This window comes from Rhodoferax sp. (assembly GCF_018063565.1).
Classification (GTDB): Bacteria; Pseudomonadota; Gammaproteobacteria; order Burkholderiales; family Burkholderiaceae_C; genus Rhodoferax.
Genome location: NZ_JAGPBB010000083.1, coordinates 1 through 16337, shown reverse-complemented (window position 1 = coordinate 16337; position 16337 = coordinate 1). Strand labels below are relative to the sequence as shown.

The following is a 16337-nucleotide window of genomic DNA, read 5'->3' as shown; positions in this document are numbered from 1 at the left end:
TATCCGGAACTCACAATGGCCACCCCAAAACAGATGGCCCCACCGAACTGCAAGCCGCTTCGGGCTACGCCCTTCGCGCCTTGCAGTTCGGTCAATAACTTACACCACTACCTGGGACATTACCGCACTGGCTAAAACCCGTGTTGCCTTGGCTTACCGCCAGCGCCAGCGCAGGGGTTGGATTTGGTACCGCCGGATTTCAATCAACCTATTTTGGCGTGAGTTCCGAAGACAGTCATCTTTTTCCAAGCCTGGCGGGGCGAAGCTATGAACCTGGTGGCGGGCTGACAGATATTCGTTTGTTGCTGGGCGGTCTGGTTCACCTATCGCAAAGCTGGCACGTGGTGGTGGGTGCACGCTGGCAAAGGCTGGTTGGTGGCGCAGCAGACAGCCCACTGGTGCGCGTGCGTGGCAACGCAACGCAATGGATGCTGGGCTCTGGCCTGGTCTATACGTGGCGTTAGTTGAACATGGTGGTCTGATGGCATGCCAACGGCCCCTTTGTTCTGGGTCGCAGCCCGAGAAGAATGTCGACTAAGCCCTTAAAACCTCCGAAATTCAAATCGACGACCGCGCGTAGCACCGCTAATACGCCGGCTTGAGCTCAAGTTTCTATCCGTACTATTTCTGCTCCGAATCATCACGTTGAGATTGATCGCTGGGGTCATTGCATTCCAAAGGCTTGCCAAAGAGCCGTGAGTAAGCTCGCTGTACGCCACTCAACGGATAGACCATCACCAGCAAGGCACACAAGGAAATGCTGATGAGCACCGCCATGTTGGCTGTGTCCCTGATCACTTCACCACCAACGATGCCGTACTGCAATGGCACCACAGCCAGAACAGCCGCAGCCAGCCCCTTTGGCGCCATCATCGAACTGATCGCCGCATCGCGCAGCCCAAACTCTTGGCCCCTGTAAACAAAGCGAGACAACGCCACGCGGGCACCGAATACGATCACAATCATGACGAACGTGATCATGGCGATGCTGATTGTTTGAAACTTTATAGATATACCAAGAAATACGAAGAAAAATGTCTTAAGCAAAAAAACTGCTTCAGCATAAAAACTCAAATCCATTTGTGTGAGGGGTGTGATTTCTTGTTTGGTGAATGCTTTTATTCTTTTTATATCCAATTTATCGTAGTTATTCAATGCAATGCCCATCGCCAGTGCTGCGATTGCACCTGAAAATCCAAGCGTCTCAGTTACACCATAAACAATAAATACAAAGGCCAAAGTTGATGAAATGGTATTCGGAAAACCTCGAACTTTACTCAATACCAGCAGCCATGCAATGCCGCCGACCACGCCGATGATCACAGCAAATATCAACGAGGCCAAGATGCTGCCAATGAGTTTCCCGGGTTCGACGCCACCTTGCGCTGCGACCTGAAGCAAGGAGAACACTCCGACGATACAAATAACATCAGTCAACGCCGATTCCAGAATGAGCACGGAAGAAGCCTTTTCACTCAGCCTCAGCGACCCAATCATCGGGATCACGACAGCCGATGAGGTGCCAGCCAATATGATTCCCAGCAGACCACTGGCTATCCAGTTGAGGTCAAGAACAAAGTGCCCGAACGTAATGACGATCAATGCCGTCAACGCCAAACATGCAAACGTGAGCTTTCCTGTGGTGCTCATCGAGCTTCCCAGCATTTGAAGGTCTAATGAGGTGCCACTTTCAAACAGGATAACCACCAATGCAATTGTTGCTACGATAAACCCGACCTTACCAAAATGTTCAGGCAAGACGATTCCAAGTAATGGACCCATCATAATTCCAAAAAACATCAATATTAGAACATCAGGAATATTAGTTTTTCGGAATTGCAGAGATAAAAAATGTGAAAAGAATACGAGCAATCCGATTGAGAGTATTTGTGTTTCCATATTTAATTTATATCTATTGAAATGAAAATATGTAGGCTCAATGCGGGAAAGAATTGATGACAAGATTTAATGAATTGGCGCACATTGCACCGGAATCGGCTGCGTAACCTGCAAATGCACATCGCGCTGCGGAAACGGAATGCTCAGCCCGGCCTTGGTCAGTGCCGCCTCGATGGCCAGTCGCAAATCACTTTCGATCTCGGGGCCGGTGCGAGGGCGGCTGTGTGCAATCCAGAAATTCAGGCGAAACAGCAGGCCGTCGGCTGCAAAGTCTTCAAGCAAGACTACTGCCGCGGGCTCTGAAAACACCATCGGATGTTCTTGAGCGCACTGTTGTATCAGCGCAATCGTCAACGCGGTGTCGGACCCGTAGGCAACACCCACGGTGATCGAGCGGCGCAGCGCTGGCTCGCCAAAACTCCAACTGCTCACCTGTTGCTCCAGCAAGAACGAATTCGGCACTATCGACATCACGCCGTCAAAGCCGCGCACGGTGCTGGCGCGCAAGTCCACGGCAGTCACCGTGCCGCTGATGCCGCCGATGGTGACCACATCGCCCACCCGCACCTTGCGCTCAAACAAAATGATGGCGCCGCTGATCAGGTTCTTGATCACGTTTTGTGCGCCAAAACCAAAGCCGATCGCCAGCGCACCGCCCAAAAATGCAAACAAGGTCAGGGGCACGCGTGCCATGCGCAGCACAACCAAAAACACCACGATGACCAGCAGCGACATCACCCAGCGGTCAAGCACCCGTGCTAGTGCCTCGGACATGCCGGCACGTTGCACCAGCGCACGGGTCAACATGCGCGCCATGTTGCTGACCGCCCAGTAACCCAGCACGAATAGCACCACAACGCCGATGCTCTTGCCCACCGTCACACCATAATCCACCGTCACCGTTTGCCCATTGACCTGAGAGGACTCCGTAGCGCTGAACAGCTCAAACTGCCACATGCGTGTCAATCCTTGCGACACCACAGCACCCGCGTGGCCCACCCATCCGGCCAGACCCTGCTGTTGCGCCGACAGGTTCAAATCCTCGCGTGAGCGGGTCAACAACACGCGCAATCGCGCCAGTTGCTCGCGTTTTTGCTCATGCAGGTCGATCAGCTCACTCAGATCGGAGAGCAACTTGCTTTGCTTCGGGTCGCTCACGGCGCTGCCGATCTGGCGCGACGTGTACGACCGCTGTTCGGCCAGCAGCAGATCGCGCTGGTCTTCTTCTGCGCGCAAACGACTTGTGATCTGGGACAGCGCTGTATCGAGCACTTGCCCCATCTGTGCGGTTTGAGCAGGATCGGCCGTCGCATCTAGCGCCTGCTGTCGATACTCCCACGCTTGTAGCTTTCCGCGGGCCAAAACACGCAGCTCCAGCAGCGCCCGCACCCGTGCCTGAAAAGCCTGCGTCTGTAACGGGTAAGCTTCTCGCAGTCGTCCGGATTCGAGCCGAGTTAGGGTCTGTGTCGCTTGAAGTCGGCGGGTCTCCCAACGGCCAGTGGCCGCTTCCGACTGCTCACGAATCATCGCCAGATCTTGTTGACTGAGATGCTGGTGCGGCCTTACCCGTTCTATCTCCTGATCCATCCGTGACAGTGGCTCGTTCCAGGCGTCACGGCCAGAGCGGGCACTAGCTCGGGCCTGCACGGACTGCGCCACCTGCAACTCAGCCTGAATCTGCCCCAATCGGGCTAGTTCCAACGTGACGGTCAACGTCGCATCTACGGCATTGGAAGACGCGCGCGCAGCACGTTCTTGACGCAATCGAAGCGTCTCCCCCGCTTTCTTGAGTTGCGCCAGGGCCTGCACCACTTCTTCCTCTTGCAACGCCAGGGCATTGCCGAGCGTGCGCTGCTGGGCAGCACCATGGTCGCGCAAGTCACGCAACGCATCCACGTCGAGCATCGAAAACGGTGCTGTTTTACCGGCAGTTGCCAGCGCTGGCATATCGACGCCCGCAGCACCTTGCCCGGGTTCCGACTTGCGCTGCTGAATAAAGCTGCCTAGCTGCTCGATCAAACGCGCAGCATTGCGGCGCAATTCGTCATAGCTTGGATCCTGGAGCTCACGCCACTGTTCATAAGACTGTTCCAAACTGCTCAGGCGCTGGGGCCAGTCTTCAGTGGGGACCTCAGGCGCGCTGGCTACTGCTGCTGCACTGGTTGAACCACCCAAAAAACGTGGCAGTCCGGGCACTTGGCCTGAAGCATTTACTACCAAGGCCGCCGCGACTATAAATAGAGTTACACGCGCGATATTCATCATCTCGTCAAGTGGGTTTTGAGATTTATCTTCCAATCGCGAATGCGACACCAATACCTAGCGCTTGCAGACAGTTGCGGAGGAGAAACCCTTACGCGCCGGGTTCCCGCAGAAAGATTTCTACCCGTCGATTCCTAGCCCGGCTTGCATCGCTTTCGTTGTCCAGGAGTGGCTCGCGCGAACCTCGACCCGCAATTTCCATCTGGTATTCAGACACACCCCGACTGGACAAATAGTCCCGCACCGTCTTAGCACGCGTTAGGGATAGGGGGTCGTTGATCGCATCGCTGCCAGTGCTGTCGGTGTGGCCAACAATCAGGACGCGCACTGAGCTGTCCAGCCCTTGGGAGAACTGATCAAGGACTGGGCGTAACGACGGTTGTAGGTCAGCACGTCCTACTGCAAATGAAAGATCGCTTGGCACGTTCACTCTTAGTTGGTTATCGGTGGTACGTGAGACCTCGATGCCTGAGCCGGCAGTGGCTTTCTCCATTGCCAACTGGCGTTCCTGCATGCGCTTGGACCACAGATTTCCAACCACTGCACCGATCGTTCCGCCAATTAGGGCTCCAGTACCGGCGCGTCCTCCTGTGGCGCTACTTATGGCTGCTCCAGCCACAACACCCACCGCGGTGCCGGTTACAGTGCCTTTTTGGCGCTCACTCAGTTCGGCGCAGCCAACTAAACCGACCACGACGACAGGTAGCAACCATGGTGTAGTGCGTTTAAGAAAATTCTCGGATAGGTACATAGGTTTCTCCATAAAAAATTACTACGGTGATCAGACTCACGGCCGCCCCAGATAAACATACAGCGTGCGGTTTCCACCCTGTGCCAACCCCAGTGCCAAAAACGCCGGCCCCAGCGCGGTAGATGCCCCTAAAAACAGTGCAGAGCCCGTCCGTTGCAAGCTGGCCTGGGTGCTGCCCACCGGGTCATCAATGCGCGCCACCTCCAGCGACACGCCAGCAAACAAGCCGTTGCCAAAAGGCTGAGGCAAAGGCAGCAACCGCCGGTAGTAGGTCGCAGCACCCTGCCACACCTCGCGCCCCAGAAACTGCCCCGGCTGGTAGCCTGACAGGTTGAACAGTCCACCCACACCGACCACATCGGCCAAACTATCGGTGCCGGCGTTGATGCGGGTCCAGCGCGTCGACAAACGCAGGGTGTGGTCCCCACGGGTGAATGCGGTCACCCCATCGACACCCCAGCGCTGGTAACGCGAGCCATCCGATGACGGCGCATGCGCGGAGAAAGCCTCCACGCTCAAGGCGCTGCCGCTGCGCGGAAAATCCGGATCGTCAAGTTGGTCATACAGGCCACGCAGTCGCCAGCCCTGCAGCCGTGTCTGGCTGGGTGCGATCTGCGTCAGACCCACATTGGGCGAAACCGTCAAATCTGATTGCAACCAGGCCAGGCGCACATCGCCCAAACGTCCCTGCAAGCCCACCCCCAGTTCGAAGTCCGCGCGGCGCAACGAAAACTCACCTACCGCCTCATCACCCAGGTACACCGTGCGGGGCTCTTGTGAGATCTGCAGCCGCGGCTGCACATAGGCCGCACTGCCCACCCCCAAGGGCTGAAACCACTCCGTGCTGACACTGCGCGTCTTGCCCAGACGCACCACGCTGAGCCACTCCGCACCCCAAGTGTTCATCCAGCGTTTGCTCAGTGCTGCTTGCAACACAAAGTCGCTATGGCCGCTTGTGTCGGTGATACCCGAGAAGCCCAGTTGTAAGTAATTGGGGCCGACGCTGCTTTCTTGTGGGTCGATCTGGAGCTGGTAGCCGCTGGTTGCCGGGCGCAGGGCATAACCGATCAGAGAAAAGTCGCCGCTACCCGTCCATTGCCGAATCTTGCGGTGCAAGCCAGCCACGTCGACCTCGGCCGGACCACCATTTGAGGCACTGCTGGGCAATGAGAAATAGGCCGGGTCAACATAACGCGTTTCACCCACTGCCAAGCTGGCCACCAAGGGCGCGCGGGGCCGGCGCTCCGCCCGCGCGGCCTGCCAATGTGCATAGTCAGTTTCGCTCAGGGCCAGAGTTTTTAGCGCCGCCGAGGCCTTCAGTGCCGCGGCCTCGCCAGCAGGTATCCCCTTTGTGCCACTGGCAAAGTCCAAGGGGCTGATGTCGGAGAGTTCCGGTGTGATCAGGATGTCATGCGGCGTCAAGGCTGCCATCGACGCGCGGATGTTCTGCTCCATCTGGATGCTGATCACCTGAAGCGCCACACTGAACACGCCAGAGATTTCATCGGATTTCAGCAACGGTGTGCCCACATTGACCGCAATCACGGTGTCGGCACACAGTGCGCGCACCGACTCCACGGGCAAGTTCTGAGTCAGACCACCATCCACCAACTGCGCAGCACCCTGGCGCACCGGCGCAAAGGCGCCCGGCACGGCCATGCTTGCCCGTACCGTGTCGACCAGACTGCCGCTTGGTGGCAGCACGCGGGCACCCGTGACCAAGTCGGTGGTGACCGCCCGAAACGGGATCGGCAATTGGTCAAATGACGCCCAGTCGGTGGAACTGCCCAGAAACTCGTGCAGAAACAGTGAGATTTTCTGTCCCGCCAACACGCCAGGGCCGGCTTTGAGTCCCTGGGCATCGACACCGAGCGTCACCCCAATGGGCTCGGCACCGGCGCGGGCTTTGCGCCGCAGCGGCACTTCGGTGCGTGAGGGTTTGTCATCAAAAATGTCGGTTTCCCAATCGGCCTGGTTCAGGCGCGACTCGATCACCTGCGGCGACCAGCCCAGGGCATAGGCCGCACCAACGGCCGAGCCAGCACTGGTGCCCACCACACAGTCCACCGGCACACGCAGTTCTTCGAGCACTTTGAGCACACCGACATGGGAAAAGCCTCGCGCGCCACCCCCTGAGAGGGCTAGCCCGATCTGTGGCCGGGGTGCTGCCAGTACCGCGCTGCACAGCGCACCACACAGCAGGCCAAACAGGACGCGCTGTGGCCGCAAAGACCTCATCATTCTGATGGCGTCAATCCGCGGCGGTTCAAAGGGTGATCAATAGGGGCGTTTAAACAAAATCCCTCGGACCCTCTCGTACTCACGCTCCGTGATGGCGCCCTCGTTCAAGGCGCGTTGCAGGTCGGTTAATTCCTGCCCCTTGGAGATGCTGGTGGATTCCTGTACTGTGACATTGGTTCGGCTACTGCTGCAGCCACTCATCACCAAGGTGCCAAAGACCAGTGCGGCGCAGCAAACAATCAGTTTCTTCATGGGCCATTCCTTTACTTGACGTTGTTGATGAGCCGTGCGCGTTGCTGGTCGTACTCTGCGGCGCTGAGCGCGCCGCTGGTGTGCGCTTTTTTGAGATCAATGAGTTGTTGGCCGATGGTGATGTCCAGCGGTGCGCGAACCACCTTGTTGCTGCTGCATGCAGCAACACCAAGCACCAAAACGGCAACGGGCAATAGTTTTTTCGACATGAGTTTCTCCTGGGAACACTGCGGTACAGGCAATTCAAGCCCTGTTGCGCGAGTGTGCTTTGACAAGACGCCGAAATCGGCAGCTATGCCCAAATTGGGCGTGCCGATAAATATTTATGATTGATTCATCCACGAAGGAAACGAGTCGTTGCACTCGCAACAGTGCCGGGCACAGACGTGATCCCCGTCGAAGACAGCTTCGCTTGCTGAAATGTCTAGGGCGCAGGCGACCCACTCTGTCTTTCCAGAAACTCAGATTTGGGTAGGAAGGGTTCCCAGCCAAAGCGATCAAGGTCAGCGTGGATTCCCATTTTGAGCAGCGTGAGTTCCAGAGGCCACTCCAGTGGGCTTAAATGTCCACTTTCCCCGGATATGAATTGCCGGTCTTCAACCTTCCTGCACTTGTCATGTACAACACCGCCACTCTGGCACCAAGGCCATCGAAGAACTTCCAACAGATAGCGGAGCTGGGTAAGCTAAAGAATTTCGAGACTGCTTTCGACGCAGCGTTCAGCACCGTGTTCTTTGCGACCAACCGCTTCCTGATTGAACACATGCTCCGATTCGGGCGACTGCTGGCAAAAAACGATTACGAAGCGTTGATGATCATTGGGGTACTGGCGCATCAAGGAGTTGCCCATCTGATGCCGCCGGGATCTCTGCCCAGTGCCATCCTTTCAGCGCGGGGTCGGGCAGTTGAAGATGAGAACCAGATCAAACCTCTGCGCATTCGCGACATTACCAGCATCACAGGTGTCCCACGTGAAACCACCCGGCGCAAGCTAGCTCAGTTGGAGGTGCAGCATTTTGTTCGCAAAGTTCCGGCGGGATGGATAGCGAGCACAGATCGGATTGAACCCGAGTTGCGCGACTTCACGCGCGAGAGCGTGACGAGACTTATTGCCGTGGCCGACGAGATCATGACAGCCTTGCGCGATGCAGATGCGCGCGCCACTGCGGGTGGGACGATAAAGTCGCCTCGCTGAAACGACGGATCCGTCGGCACCAACCAATGCGCTGGGCAATTTACAGCAATGCGAATGCCGCCATGGCAATCAGCGTCGGCACCACGGCCCCTGCCAGCAGCTCTGTTGCACCAATCGACTCATCCTCAAAGCCCCGTCTTAACAGGGCTATGCCGGCTGGGTTTGGCGCGTTGGCGATCATCGTGAGTCCACCACCAGCCACCGCACCCGCCATCAGGCTGTACTTCGCTGGTTCCGATATACCCTCTATGAGCGAGCCCAAATAGGTTAACGCTGCGTTGTCGGTGAACGCGGTCATCAAAGTCGCCCCGACGAACAAAACCTGTGGACTCATTCCCGACACAATTGGCTGAAGCCACCATTGCTGCATGCCACCCAGCACCACCAGCCCGGCCAAAAAGAATGCCACCAGCAACGCCTCTTTGAGGATGAGGGGGTCCTGATGGCGTTCATACGCCTGCGTAACACCGAGAAACATGAGAAAAATTCCTAAGAAGGCAACCGGATGATGGGCAAGCACGACCACTGCGGCCAAAAATGTGACGTGCACCAGGACCAGTGCTAAGGGCACAGGCTCGTGCTCCATTGCACTTGATTTAACAGGAATATCGAGCAAGTGTTCGCGCAAGAGATACACAGCGAAAGTCGCATTCAACAACACCGCGATACTTGCCTTCCAACCAAACGTGGCCAACATGTAAGCAGAATCCCAATTCCAAGTTGCTGCCACCATTAGAACCGGAGGGGCTGCAAACGAGGTCATGGTGCCTCCAATTGAAACATTGACAAAAAGTACGCCCAGCCCAAGATACTTTAGTCGCTCCGGCACACCGGCTCGAAAAACTTGCGGGGCCAACATCAGCGCCGCGATCGTCATTGCTGCAGGTTCTGTGATGGCCGATCCCAGCAGCGGCACAGCAGCCAGCCCAAGCCAAGCAATTGCCACCGCATTTCTAACCGGTAACTGCTGAGCAATCAAAGTGATGCCTTGCGTCACGAGTTGCAAAATCGGTCTGGAAGCGGCGATCACCATCACCACAAACACGAACAGTGGTTCGGTATATTGGCGTGACTCAACGTACGCCAAAGCTTTGTCACCACCAGTGACTATCGCCATCATCAACACCAGCACGATGGCCCAAAACCCAAAAACCACCTCGACCTCACCCAATAAATGGAATAGGCCTGCGTGACGCGGGAATCGGTGGCTTAAGTGTTCAATGTGCTTTGCAGAAAACGTGTGCAGCAATGCGACTGCAAATAGGATCGCAGCAATCAAGTCAATAGGCAGTTGTTGCATTTTTGAGAATCCGGGTTGAAAAGTCGGCACATCTAACACGCAATCATCGGACAGCAAGAATGCTCTTTCTGTGTAGGCGCCCAAAATGGGTTAGATCTTCCGCCAACGTGATCGCCTCATGAGAGCATTCAGTGAGTTTGCATTCAGCAGCGGATGATTAGGAAGTTCATGAGTAAATACTGCTTGCCAGATTCGCCATTCAACACTGCGGCGATGCGATTGCTCGCGCTCGGAGCGACTGCCGCCGATATTCAGCCGCGCCACGACAGGGACAGCTATCGGTTCGGCAATGCCAATGGTTGTCATCTTTACACCAAGGATCAGTCACACCTACATACTCCTGAAGGTGCTGGTAGGTTGAACGGGATCACCCGGGATGTATTGAACTGTGCGATGTTCGGTGGCTATGTCGACTTCGGCCGCAGTGCAGCGTCAGGTGCTGCACGAGGCATCATCTCCAATGGAGCCCGAAACAATGCCGATCGCGATTACTCCCACCATACTGACCACCTTATTCACGCACAGGTGATGCTACATGCCTAACCAACAACGAACAATGGATGCCAAGTGGAGCGGGCAATTCACCACCGGCCTGGGCGCAGTGTTATCTTTGGTAACGTTGGCGATGACTGGTTGCAGCAAGAATGTTCCGGAATCTGCGCCCACGCCGGTGGTTCGACCGGCAATAATTCAGGAAGTTGGCGCGACTGACTCGAGTGCAAGTTCGCGGTTTCCAGGGCGGCTGCGCGCGGCCAAGCGCGCCGAATTGTCCTTCAATGTGCCTGGCTTCGTCGCCGAGTTCAACTTGAGCGAAGGCACTCGGGTGCAAGCCGGGCAGGTGGTGGCGCGGCTCGATGATGCCGTTTTCAAAGCCCGTGTAAATGCAACACAAGCGGAGTTCGACCGCGCCAAAATTGACCTGGAGCGTTATCAACGTCTGTGGGAAACAGAGCAGGCGGTGGCGCGCTCAGAAGTCGATGACCGGCGCAGCAGGCTGGAGGTGGCGCGCACCAACCTCGCAGCAGCCCAACAAGACCTGGCCGACACACGTATCAAGGCCCCGTTTTCCGGGGTCGTCACGCGCCGACGGCTAGAAACCTTTGCCAATGTGCAAGCAAAACAGGCCATCGCTGAATTGCAAGACCTCAGTTCGCTGGAGGTAGTGATCCATGTCCCGCAGCGACTGCTGCGCAACCAGGGTTCGCAGTCCACAGCCATGGCATTTTTCGAGGAGCACGAAGACCAGCCCGTGCCCGTAACACTCAAGTCGTACGCCACAGAGGCCGACCCGCAGACACAGACATATGAGATCGTACTGACGCTTAAATCACGACCACCCGGACTGACGTTGCTGCCCGGCATGTCCGTGACGGTTTTGCCATTTTCTGGCAAATCTAACTCAGTGAGCCCGGCCTTGTCGATTCCGCTGACCGCCATTGCTACCGATGCCACGGGAGACAAGTTTGTCTGGGTGGTGGGCAATGGTGGGCAAGTGGCACGCGCTAACGTGGTGCTCGGAGCAGTGCGGGGGGGGCAGATTGCTGTGGTCTCGGGTCTGAATGCTAAGCAACGCATCGTCACCGCCGGTGTCAGCGCGTTGCGCGAGGGCATGCAGGTTCGCCCGCTAGATGTTCGGTAGTGCGCGGTGATAGGAATTTGCCGTGAATATTGCTGAATACACACTCCGCAAGTCGGTGATCGCTTGGGTGGCGACCGTGCTGGTGCTGCTGGGCGGCTACATGTCCTATGAGCGATTGGGTCGCTTTGAGGATCCCGAGTTCGTGATCCGCCAGGCGGTCGTGGTCACATCCTACCCCGGCGCATCGCCGGCACAAGTGGCCGAAGAGGTGACAGACCTCATTGAAGGCGCTGTACAGCAGATGCAGGAGGTGAAATCGGTCACTTCAGTTTCTCGTACAGGTGAATCCTTGGTCAAGGTCGAGGCCAAACTCGCCTTTGCAGGCAGCCAGGCTGATCTTGACCAGGTCTGGAACAAGCTACGCAGCAAGATCGCCGATGTCTCCCGTGCGCTGCCGCCGGGAGCGGCTCAGCCGGTGGTGAAAGGCGATTTTGGAGATGTATTTGCGCTCTTTTACGCGGTAACTGGCGACGGCTATACGCCCCGGCAGTTGTATGACTATGTGGATTTTCTGCGCCGCGAGCTGGTGCTGGTGCCGGGTGTGGCGCGGGTAGCTTTGCTAGGCGAGCGCAAAGAGGCGCTGTTCGTTGAAATCTCGCGTGCCCGTGCCGCACAATTCGGGATTCCGCTGGACAAGGTGTACGCCACACTGCGGGCGCAGAACATCATCAACCCGGCGGGCAACCTGCTGGCCGGCCCGCTGCGCCTGCAGATTCAGCCCGAAGCCACGGTGGAGTCGGTGCAAGCGCTTAAGGGCCTGGTAGTGGCTGGCAATGCCACCAATGGTCTGGTGCGACTGGAGGACATTGCCGACATCAGCCGTGACTGCACCACACCGCCGGCCGCTTTGATGCGCCACGATGGTCGGCCTGCCATTGGTTTGGGCATCTCCAATGTTCTGGGCGGCAACGTGGTGCAAATGGGGGACGCTGTCAAACATCGGCTTGCAAGTCTGGATAGCCAGCGCCCGGTCGGAATGGAACTCAACGTGGTTTCATACCAGTCGGACTCGGTGCGCGCAGCGGTGGACAACTTCGTTGCCAATCTGGCCGGCGCTGTGGCGATAGTGGTGGTGGTGCTGCTGATTTTCATGGGGCTGCGCAGCGGTCTGATCATCGGCGCGGTACTGGTGCTGACGGTAGCTGGTACGCTGATCGCGATGTTCATGGATGGTATCGCCATGCAACGCATCTCGCTTGGGGCGCTGATCATCGCGCTGGGCATGCTGGTTGACAACGCCATTGTGGTCACCGATGGCATCCTGGTTCGCATGCAAAATGGCGAGTCGGCACCTGTAGCGGCAAGCGCGGTGGTGCAGGCCACCGTGTGGCCACTGCTCGGCGGCACGGTGGTGGGCATCCTGGCTTTTAGCGCGATTGGCCTGTCGCCGACCGACATGGGTGAGTATGCGGGCTCGCTATTCTGGGTCATCCTGTACTCGATGCTGCTGTCCTGGCTGTTTGCCATCACGCTCACACCCTTGTTTTGCGTGGCATTCCTCAAGGTCAAAGCCAATGCCAGCGCTGCACCCGAAGGCCGAGTGCTGCAAACCTACCGATCGCTGTTGCGGGCCACGATAAACCGCCGCCGCCTGAGCGGAGTGGTGTTGCTGGGGATGCTGGCTGCGGGTGTCGTCGCGTTTGGCTTTGTGCCACCCGGCTTTATGCCTGAATCGGCGCGTCCACAGTTTGTAGTGGACTTGTACCTGCCACAAGGCACGGACATCAGCAGCACAGTTGGTGTGGTGGAAGCAGCCGAGAAAAAAGTACTCGCCAAACCCGGTGTCACGCATGTGACAAGTTTCACCGGGCAAGGCGGGATGCGTTTTATGCTGACCTACCGTCCGGAAGACCCCAATCCGGCTTACGGCCAGTTGTTGATTGATGTTGAGCGTTTTGAAGACATTGCAGGCCTGATCGCCAGCCTGCAGCCCGAGTTGGCGCAGGCCTTTCCGCAGGCCGACATCAAGGTGTGGAAGTTCATGCTCGGACGTGGCGGTGGCAAGAAAATCGAAGCTGCCTTCCGCGGGCCAGACCCCGATGTGCTGCGCCGCCTGGCGGATGAGGCCAAGTCGATCATGGCGAGCGATGCCGAGGCGCTGGCCATCCAGGACGACTGGCGTCAGCAGGTGCCGGTGGTGCGCCCACGCTTTGCCGTCGAAGACGTACAGCGGGCAGGCGTGCTCCCATCTGAAATCGCCGGTGCGCTGGAGCGCAATTTCAGCGGCCAGCAGATTGGTGTTTACCGCGAGCGAGAGAAACTCATTCCCATCATCGCCCGTGCACCGCTGACCGAGCGCGAAGGTGTTGAAGATTTGCGAAACGTACAGGTGTTTAGCCAGACGGCGGGGCGCTTCGTTCCGGCCAGCCAGTTTATTAAGAACATCGACACCCGCTGGGAGAACGCGATCATTCGCCGCGAAGACCGCTTCCCGATGATCAAGGCGCAGTGCGATCCGCCCGCCGGGACGCTGTCTGCCCCGCTGTTTGAACGCTTGCGCCCGAAGATTGAGGCTATCGAGTTGCCACCAGGCTATGTGCTTGAGTGGCACGGCGAGCACAAGGCGTCTACTGAAGCCAACGCGGGTCTGGCGGCCTTTGTACCTTATGGATTTGTGGCAATGGTGCTGGCCGTTCTGGTGATGTTCAACGCCTTTCGCCAGACTGCGGTGATCTGGCTCACGGTGCCGCTGGCGGTGGTTGGGGTGGCGTTCGGCTTGCTGGTGTTTCAAGCACCGTTTGAGTTCATGGCGATTCTGGGTGTGTTGAGTCTGACGGGAATGATGATCAAGAATGCGATCGTGCTAGTGGACCAGATCGATGTAGAGATACGCGAGGGCAAGCCGCGCTACCAGGCGGTGCTAGACGCCGCCGTGAGCCGCGCCCGGCCAGTATTTTTGGGAGCGGCAACCACCGTGCTGGGGGTAGCCCCATTATTGGTTGATCCGTTCTTTCGCAGCATGGCGGTCACGATCATGTTTGGCCTTATTTTCGCAACTGGACTGACCCTGGTGGTGGTGCCGCTGTTGTACTGCGCGTTCTTCAGAGTTCGTCCTACCGAGCAGGGAGCTGCCGCATGAAGCGTATTTTGCTTGCGGGGTCTGCTCTGGCTCTATCGGCCTGCCAGTCGGTGCCCTACGTCATGCCTGAGGCTACGGTGCCCGCTCAATGGGCGCACCAGACTTCAGCTCCCACCAGTCCCGCCAGCCTTGCAGACCGGGCATGGTCACAGGTGTTTGAGGTGCCCGAATTGACAGCGCTGATTGAAGAGGCGCTAATCGGCAACAGTGATCTGCGTGTTGCCGTCGAGCGGGTTGAACTGGCGCGCGCGCAGTACGGGCTGGAGCGGGCCGCGCTGTTGCCATCCATCAATGTGGCTGGCTCGGCAACCCGGCAACGCATGCCGGGCGCAGACCCTGTTTCTAACAAGGTTAGCGAAAGTGCCAACCTGGGCTTGGTCATGCCTGCGTGGGAGATTGATTTGTGGGGTCGGCTTGCCGCTGGCACCGAGGCTGCCCGGCGCGACCTGCTCTCCAGCGCCGCGCTGGCGCAGGGTATGCGAATCAGCATCGCAGCACAGGTTTCCACGCTGTACCTCGACCTGCTTGACCTGGACAACCAACTTGCCATTACCCAGCGCACGCTGGCCAGTCGGCAACAGTCTTTGCGCCTGACGCGTGCCCGGTTTGACGAGGGGGTGTCCTCGATTCTGGATGTGCGCCAGTCCGAATCACTGGTCGCATCTTCCGAGCAGTCCATTGCAGATCAGCGCAGGCGCCTAGCGCAAACCGAGAATGCGTTGTCGGTCTTGGTGGGTCGCAATCCTGGCCCCATCGTTCGCTCGGTGGACCTTGATGCTGTGTTGCTGCCCACCGACACCTGGGCTGGTTTGCCTTCTGACCTGCTGCAGCGCCGCCCTGACATCCTTGCTGCAGAAGAGTCGTTGCGTGGTGCTAGCGCAAATGTCGAGGCTGCACGCAAAGCCTTTCTTCCGCGTGTTTCGCTAAGCACCATGCTCGGTTTTGCCAGTCCCGCCTTGAGCCAATTGTTCAACAGCGGTCGGTATGCCTGGTCGCTCCAGCCTGCCATCGGCCTGCCGCTGTTCGACGCAGGTCGTTTGCAGTCTGGCGTTGAATTGGCGCAGGCGCAGCAGCGCATTTTGGTAGAACAATACCAAGCCACAATTCGTCAGGCCTTCCGGGAAGTTAGCGATGCCCTCATCTCGCTTGAAGAACTAGGTAGACAGCGCGACGCCAGCCATCGGGTGGTGGTGGCTAATCGCGATCGCGCACGAATTTCACGTGCCCGCTACCTATCCGGTATTTCTAGCTATTTTGAAGTGCTCGATGCCGAGCGTCAACTCTTTGACAGCGAAGTTGCGCTGTCTCAACTGATGCGCACACAATATCAAGCAGTGGTTCAGCTCTACCGCGCACTGGGCGGCGGTTGGCGCGTCGGCATGCCCTAAATCTGACGGCACCGCATGCTGGTGACGTTGATTGGTTTTGCGCTAGTCTTCGGTTTGGTTTTCAGTCGAATCGGGCTGCCTCCGATGGTTGGCTTTTTGCTGGCGGGATTTGCCTACAACATCACAGGGCTGACACCACCTGAATGCTTGCAGTGGGTCGCCAACCTGGGCATCACCTTGATGCTGTTTTCAATCGGTCTGAAGCTGGACTTTCGGGGACTGGCCAAACCAGAGATTTGGGCCGACGCATTGACTTGCGGGCGTGCACCGCCTTGCATTCTTCGATGGTGTTGGCCAAGTACTCACTTTTTCAGTCAGCTTTGAGAAGCTC

General features: G+C 57.6%; 14 protein-coding genes. 7 read left to right on the top strand and 7 right to left on the bottom strand.

The window, feature by feature from the left end; genetic code table 11:
• Positions 1 to 140: 140 nt before the first annotated feature.
• Positions 141 to 464, top strand: coding sequence for a MipA/OmpV family protein (locus tag KBF66_RS15730; protein ID WP_296659252.1), 324 nt, complete (start codon positions 141 to 143; stop codon positions 462 to 464).
• A gap of 157 nt (positions 465 to 621) precedes the next feature.
• On the opposite strand, the gene KBF66_RS15725 is transcribed toward KBF66_RS15730, so the two are convergent.
• The 6 genes from KBF66_RS15725 to KBF66_RS15700 form a co-directional block, all read right to left on the bottom strand.
• Positions 622 to 1962: a cation:proton antiporter gene (locus KBF66_RS15725; RefSeq protein ID WP_296659249.1), complete on the bottom strand. Its 1341-nt coding sequence runs from the start codon at positions 1960 to 1962 to the stop codon at positions 622 to 624.
• Between the two features lie 3 nt (positions 1963 to 1965).
• Positions 1966 to 3993, bottom strand: a complete 2028-nt coding sequence (locus tag KBF66_RS15720; protein ID WP_296659246.1) for a mechanosensitive ion channel domain-containing protein — start codon at positions 3991 to 3993, stop codon at positions 1966 to 1968.
• Positions 3994 to 4252: 259 nt separating this feature from the next.
• Positions 4253 to 4912 (bottom strand): OmpA family protein, encoded by a 660-nt coding sequence (locus KBF66_RS15715; protein WP_296659243.1) that lies wholly within the window; start codon positions 4910 to 4912, stop codon positions 4253 to 4255.
• Between the two features lie 36 nt (positions 4913 to 4948).
• Positions 4949 to 7153: a patatin-like phospholipase family protein gene (locus KBF66_RS15710; protein ID WP_296659241.1), complete on the bottom strand. Its 2205-nt coding sequence runs from the start codon at positions 7151 to 7153 to the stop codon at positions 4949 to 4951.
• Positions 7154 to 7189: 36 nt separating this feature from the next.
• Positions 7190 to 7405: a hypothetical protein gene (locus KBF66_RS15705; RefSeq protein WP_296659238.1), complete on the bottom strand. Its 216-nt coding sequence runs from the start codon at positions 7403 to 7405 to the stop codon at positions 7190 to 7192.
• 11 nt (positions 7406 to 7416) lie between these two features.
• Positions 7417 to 7614: a hypothetical protein gene (locus tag KBF66_RS15700; RefSeq protein ID WP_296659235.1), complete on the bottom strand. Its 198-nt coding sequence runs from the start codon at positions 7612 to 7614 to the stop codon at positions 7417 to 7419.
• A 353-nt stretch (positions 7615 to 7967) separates the two neighbouring features.
• On the opposite strand from KBF66_RS15700, the gene KBF66_RS15695 reads away from it, so the two are divergent.
• Positions 7968 to 8600 carry a hypothetical protein gene (locus tag KBF66_RS15695; RefSeq protein WP_296659231.1) on the top strand — a complete coding sequence of 211 codons (633 nt, stop codon included), beginning with the start codon at positions 7968 to 7970 and terminating at the stop codon, positions 8598 to 8600.
• A 40-nt stretch (positions 8601 to 8640) separates the two neighbouring features.
• Here the strand turns inward: KBF66_RS15695 and KBF66_RS15690 are convergent, their stop codons facing one another.
• Positions 8641 to 9900, bottom strand: coding sequence for a putative Na+/H+ antiporter (locus KBF66_RS15690; RefSeq protein ID WP_296659228.1), 1260 nt, complete (start codon positions 9898 to 9900; stop codon positions 8641 to 8643).
• A 168-nt stretch (positions 9901 to 10068) separates the two neighbouring features.
• Between KBF66_RS15690 and KBF66_RS15685 the strand changes: the two genes are divergently transcribed.
• The 5 genes from KBF66_RS15685 to KBF66_RS19650 are packed head-to-tail and all read left to right on the top strand — an operon-like array spanning position 10069 to position 16330.
• Positions 10069 to 10443, top strand: coding sequence for a hypothetical protein (locus KBF66_RS15685; RefSeq protein WP_296659225.1), 375 nt, complete (start codon positions 10069 to 10071; stop codon positions 10441 to 10443).
• Positions 10436 to 11539 carry an efflux RND transporter periplasmic adaptor subunit gene (locus KBF66_RS15680; RefSeq protein ID WP_296659223.1) on the top strand — a complete coding sequence of 368 codons (1104 nt, stop codon included), beginning with the start codon at positions 10436 to 10438 and terminating at the stop codon, positions 11537 to 11539. The genes KBF66_RS15685 and KBF66_RS15680 overlap by 8 nt, the downstream gene beginning before the upstream one ends.
• A 22-nt stretch (positions 11540 to 11561) precedes the next feature.
• Complete coding sequence (locus tag KBF66_RS15675; RefSeq protein ID WP_296659220.1) at positions 11562 to 14618, top strand: efflux RND transporter permease subunit; 3057 nt, start codon at positions 11562 to 11564, stop codon at positions 14616 to 14618.
• Entirely contained in the window at positions 14615 to 16006 is a 1392-nt protein-coding gene (locus KBF66_RS15670; RefSeq protein WP_296659216.1) for an efflux transporter outer membrane subunit, read from the top strand. Before KBF66_RS15675 ends, KBF66_RS15670 begins: the two co-directional genes overlap by 4 nt.
• A 15-nt stretch (positions 16007 to 16021) precedes the next feature.
• Positions 16022 to 16330, top strand: coding sequence for a cation:proton antiporter (locus KBF66_RS19650; RefSeq protein WP_365732550.1), 309 nt, complete (start codon positions 16022 to 16024; stop codon positions 16328 to 16330).
• The last annotated feature ends 7 nt before the right edge of the window (positions 16331 to 16337 follow it).

Bases quoted from the DNA above. Each gene is read 5' to 3' on its own strand.
- KBF66_RS15715 (WP_296659243.1), bottom strand. From the start codon at position 4,912: ATGTACCTATCCGAGAATTTTCTTAAACGCACTACACCATGGTTGCTA.
- KBF66_RS19650 (WP_365732550.1), top strand. From the start codon at position 16,022: ATGCTGGTGACGTTGATTGGTTTTGCGCTAGTCTTCGGTTTGGTTTTC.
- KBF66_RS15705 (WP_296659238.1), bottom strand. From the start codon at position 7,405: ATGAAGAAACTGATTGTTTGCTGCGCCGCACTGGTCTTTGGCACCTTG.
- KBF66_RS15695 (WP_296659231.1), top strand. From the start codon at position 7,968: ATGTCCACTTTCCCCGGATATGAATTGCCGGTCTTCAACCTTCCTGCA.
- KBF66_RS15700 (WP_296659235.1), bottom strand. From the start codon at position 7,614: ATGTCGAAAAAACTATTGCCCGTTGCCGTTTTGGTGCTTGGTGTTGCT.
- KBF66_RS15670 (WP_296659216.1), top strand. From the start codon at position 14,615: ATGAAGCGTATTTTGCTTGCGGGGTCTGCTCTGGCTCTATCGGCCTGC.
- KBF66_RS15680 (WP_296659223.1), top strand. From the start codon at position 10,436: ATGCCTAACCAACAACGAACAATGGATGCCAAGTGGAGCGGGCAATTC.
- KBF66_RS15690 (WP_296659228.1), bottom strand. From the start codon at position 9,900: ATGCAACAACTGCCTATTGACTTGATTGCTGCGATCCTATTTGCAGTC.
- KBF66_RS15710 (WP_296659241.1), bottom strand. From the start codon at position 7,153: ATGATGAGGTCTTTGCGGCCACAGCGCGTCCTGTTTGGCCTGCTGTGT.
- KBF66_RS15685 (WP_296659225.1), top strand. From the start codon at position 10,069: ATGAGTAAATACTGCTTGCCAGATTCGCCATTCAACACTGCGGCGATG.